The organism is Candidatus Ruminimicrobium bovinum (assembly GCF_902760015.1).
GTDB lineage: Bacteria > Elusimicrobiota > Endomicrobiia > Endomicrobiales > Endomicrobiaceae > Ruminimicrobium > Ruminimicrobium bovinum.
Genome location: NZ_CACWEU010000267.1, coordinates 1 through 4,015, shown reverse-complemented (window position 1 = coordinate 4,015; position 4,015 = coordinate 1). Strand labels below are relative to the sequence as shown.

Genomic DNA, 4,015 nt, shown 5'->3' with positions numbered 1-4,015 from the left:
ATCCCGACATCATCGACCGTCAGGGCGGAAGCCTGTTTGACGAAGAATCCGTTTTTAAAACGAAAGACGGCAAAACCGTCCGCATGGCAATCATGGTAATTGCCCCCACCGATGAAGAAAGCACGGCATGGGCGCAGGCGGTGCTGTATGACGAAAACGGCGGGGAATTGGGCTTTACCGACCCCGAATATGAAATTCTGGGTGAATGGGAATTGGAATCCGGTGATGATGTGTTCACCGTAATCGTGGAAAACGAAAAACGGTAAGGAAGGAGATTCTTTTATGGAAAAAACTGCATTGGTAACCGTGTTCTACGGGGATGTGGAAAAAGCCGAAGGCTTTGAGTTCGGTTTTTCAAAAACCGGATATTATCTGACCGATTTCACCAAGTGCGAGGAACGGCGGTTTCCATTCCGTTATAAACACCTTTTTGAACCGCTGACGGAATACCGCCATACCCACCCTGCCCTGACCGGCCACCTTTCGGATTTTGTCCCCGATTGGAAGACCGTCCCCACAGGAAGACGGAAATACTTCCTTTCCTTTGCGGGACGGGATGCGGAAATCGGACTTTTCCGCGAACCGAGGATGCGTATTTTCAACAGACAGCGGGAAGAACGGGTATCCCTGAATGTATGGGTGAACGGAATCCTTGTATTCACCTGCCCCGTTATTGCATAAGATAAGGAGACATACCATGAAGAAAAAAGACTATCATATTTACCCTGTGCAGATTACGCGGGAATCCGTGTACCGCTATATGAATGAACACCCCGTCACCCTTGACGTGATGAAATGTATGCAGTATCTGTGCGGTCGGTTGAACGGGCTTTCCCGCATCTATGAAAACGACCTGACGGAAGAAACGGGCGACGCAGAGACCGCAGAAACCGTCGGCACGGTCGTTTCTACCCTGATGGGTACGGACAGGGACATCTTTTGGAACAACACAGATGCGTGGCTGCGTGCCACCCAATACCTGTCGGACCTCTTGTCTGCCGTCAGCAAAGATTGGTGCGATGCCGTGTTCGTCTCCGGCAGCCATTACCACGAGTTTGAACAGGTCGTCCGTTTCATAACGGACTACTTTACGGAATCCCCGACAGGGGAAACGGAATGCGGAGAGTAACTCCCCCATCCCTTTTTGTTTACTTGTTTTTCCAGTGTGCATTTGCGTATTGACAATTATAATAAATTATTGTACAATGAATTTAGTGAAAGACACAAACATCAAACTATTTATGAAAAGGAGAAAAAAGCATGGAAAGTAAACTGTATTCTATCGGCGCGTTTTATCGGAGTGAGTTGGAAAAGGTGTTCCACATCCCGCCTTGGCAGCGGAACTACGGATGGAGAGAGGATAATGTGGTCCGTTTTCTGACGGATATGATTAAGGCTTCCAAACGCCTGTCGGAAAACTACAGCCACTTTATGAGCCACATCACCTGTTCTGACATCAAAGAGCGCAATCTGGTTCAGATTACGGACGGACAGCAACGCCTTATCACCATTATGCTGACGGCATTGGCCATCCGCGATGTGGCGAAAGTGTACCAAAACAAAAAGACTGGCAAGTATGGTCTTAAAGCTTTGGTTGACAGGGCAGAAAACTACATCTTCTGTTATATGGCACGTACCGGCAAAAGGATGTTGAAAATTACCCTGAACCGTGATGACGAGGATGTGTTGCTCAAACTGGCGGAAGAGAAGGCGCCGGTGGACGCTATCCTGAACTCTATGCCGAAAGAACGCAGGGTTTCCTGTCATATCGCCCATAACTACAAAAAGCTGTACTTGATGGTCATGGATTATGCCCGCAAAGGCGGTGACCTGCTTGACCTGTTCGAAGCGATTGATAACGCAACGATAAACGTTATCTTCTGTTCTGCGGAAGATGCGCAACAGATTTACAGCGACATGAACTCCACCGGTGTACCGTTGGACGCCGCTGACCTGGTCAGGAACTATATCTTTGCCAGATTTCCCGTACCGCAACAGCCTGTCGTATATGACAAGTATTGGCTGCCGTTGGAACATTTCGTCGGTCGTACCCATATGGTAGAGTTCCTTATTGACACCATGATGATATTGGGCGAGTTGAACGGGTTTGCACCGAAAGACGGGAAAATGCAGTGGAACAAAGATACCCTGTTCTCCCGCTTCATCCTTTATTGTGAGACGGAAGGAATGAAAGGAAATGATTCCGTAACCGTCGGCAAATGCGTCGGATTACTTGACTCCCTGTTGCAGTTTGCCCGCTTGTATAACAAGAACCTGTGCTTTGACGAGGACTTCAATTTCTATAAGGCAAGCCCGTTACAGAGGAAGCTTTATGAGATTGAATATATCCTCGGCGGACAGAAAGGCAACTGCACCATCTTATACCTGCTGCATCTTCAGGAGATTGGCGTTATCTCCGTCAACACCCTGATGAACGCACTGGATGCCCTGTTGGTCGGACAGTGCCGTGCCAAAGTGATACAGGCATTTAAGGGACAGCAGCGTTCCACCGCCTTTTCCATGATGCGTAACCTTATCCGCGAGGTACAGGCAGGAAAAGCGGCCACCCTTGACGACTTTGTGTGGACGAGCATGACCGGCGGGACCGGCGTGACCTTTATCCCTACGGATGAAATCGTCATGAACTTCCTGACCGTCAACCCGCAGGGACGGGGCTTCTACCGTACCGTCAGCCGCGGGAAAAAAGAGTTCATGCGTTACCTGTTCTACCGTGTGAACTGCGCCACGGGCAAGACCCCTGATGTGGACTTTAAACAGGTCGCAGTGGAACATATCGCCCCGCCGAACACCCCGAGCCTGTGGGCGAACGCAAAAGATGCGACCAAAGGCAAGAACATGGGAGACTATGTGGACTGCTTCGGTAACCTTGCCCTTGTCACCAAGGAAAGTGATTCCCGTAAGTTTGCGGACAAGGCAAAAGAGTACCGCAAGTCCCTGTTCCCCTGCACCAAAGACATCGGGAAGCATAAGGAATGGACAACCAAGGACATTGAAAACCAAAACAAGGTTTACGCCGAACTGTTCATCAAGGCGTTCCCGATTCCCGACAAGTACAAAAAAGACTAACCTGCGAGGAAAGGAGATACGGGGCTGTTTATACAGCCCCGCACCTGTCTTATGAACGAAGATAAAAAACTGCTTTTCTCCGTCCTGAAAGAACTGGACGACTCCCCCTATAAAGATTTCCCCTACTTGTACTCCGACAGGGAGAAAATTCCCGCATGGGAAGAATATCTGCAAGGGATATTAAAAAGCAAGCTGTATATCGCATTGCAGATGGGCATCCGCATCTCCGGCTTCGTTCCTTTCGGTTGGACGGAAGGCGAACTTTTTTCGGAAACCTATAACAATGAAGTTATCCTGAACGGGTGGGAATACACAAAGGACCTGCCCAAGTTACCGAAAAACGATATTTCCGTCCTGCATACGGTCAACCGTATGATTCCCCGCAACTATGCCGACCATAACCGGAAAATCCTGTACCATATCATCGCCGTCATCTTCGGTTTCCGTAAGTCCCGCCTGTCCAACGGGTACATCAGCCGTCAGGATATTTATACAAATTTCCTGAAGCAGTACCTGAAAAGCGACGACTCCTGTTACCAGAAAGCATGGAATCTGATGGAACATGCTTTGCCGGATACCCATTGGACTGTCCGAAAAAACGGAAAGGGAGATTATCCGTTCCTGCTGAAAACCGAATGGAACGGGAACACCTTCGTCCTGTTCACTTCCTACGACCGAAAAGCGGTAACGGAACGAAAACGGTTCGCCGACCACCTTCTGAAGACGCTTGCCATCGTGCCGTCCCCCATTACGGAAATAACCTGCGGGTAATGCACGCAAACAAAGAGTCCGCACCTTCCCGTGCGGTCTTTTTTGTTTTTGCGGATAGGAAGAACAGGCTCGTCGCAATGGTATAATAAATCGGACAAAATTTACCGAAGGAGGTCTTTTTTATGGCTTTTATATCGAAAGAAACGGCAGAAGTCTT

Annotated in this window: 6 protein-coding genes; 5 read left to right on the top strand and 1 reads right to left on the bottom strand. The window is 49.0% G+C overall.

Annotated elements, in window-relative coordinates; all coding sequences use genetic code 11:
• The 5 genes from ACMUOV_RS08725 to ACMUOV_RS08705 all read left to right on the top strand — a co-directional run.
• Positions 1–266 (top strand): hypothetical protein (locus tag ACMUOV_RS08725; protein ID WP_413854768.1); only part of this gene is annotated, 266 nt, incomplete at its 5' end.
• A gap of 16 nt (positions 267–282) precedes the next feature.
• Complete coding sequence (locus tag ACMUOV_RS08720; protein ID WP_413854766.1) at positions 283–681, top strand: hypothetical protein; 399 nt, start codon at positions 283–285, stop codon at positions 679–681.
• A gap of 16 nt (positions 682–697) precedes the next feature.
• On the top strand, positions 698–1,129 hold the full coding sequence (locus ACMUOV_RS08715; protein ID WP_413854765.1) for a hypothetical protein: 432 nt from the start codon (positions 698–700) through the stop codon (positions 1,127–1,129).
• A 131-nt stretch (positions 1,130–1,260) separates the two neighbouring features.
• A complete protein-coding gene (locus ACMUOV_RS08710) occupies positions 1,261–3,087 on the top strand; it encodes a DUF262 domain-containing protein (protein WP_413854763.1) in 1,827 nt (608 codons plus the stop codon).
• Positions 3,088–3,138: 51 nt separating this feature from the next.
• Positions 3,139–3,858 carry a hypothetical protein gene (locus tag ACMUOV_RS08705; RefSeq protein ID WP_413854762.1) on the top strand — a complete coding sequence of 240 codons (720 nt, stop codon included), beginning with the start codon at positions 3,139–3,141 and terminating at the stop codon, positions 3,856–3,858.
• On the opposite strand, the gene ACMUOV_RS08700 is transcribed toward ACMUOV_RS08705, so the two are convergent.
• The coding region (locus ACMUOV_RS08700) for a hypothetical protein (protein ID WP_413854761.1) at positions 3,836–4,015 on the bottom strand (180 nt) is incomplete at its 5' end. The two genes, ACMUOV_RS08705 and ACMUOV_RS08700, sit on opposite strands and share 23 nt — an antisense overlap.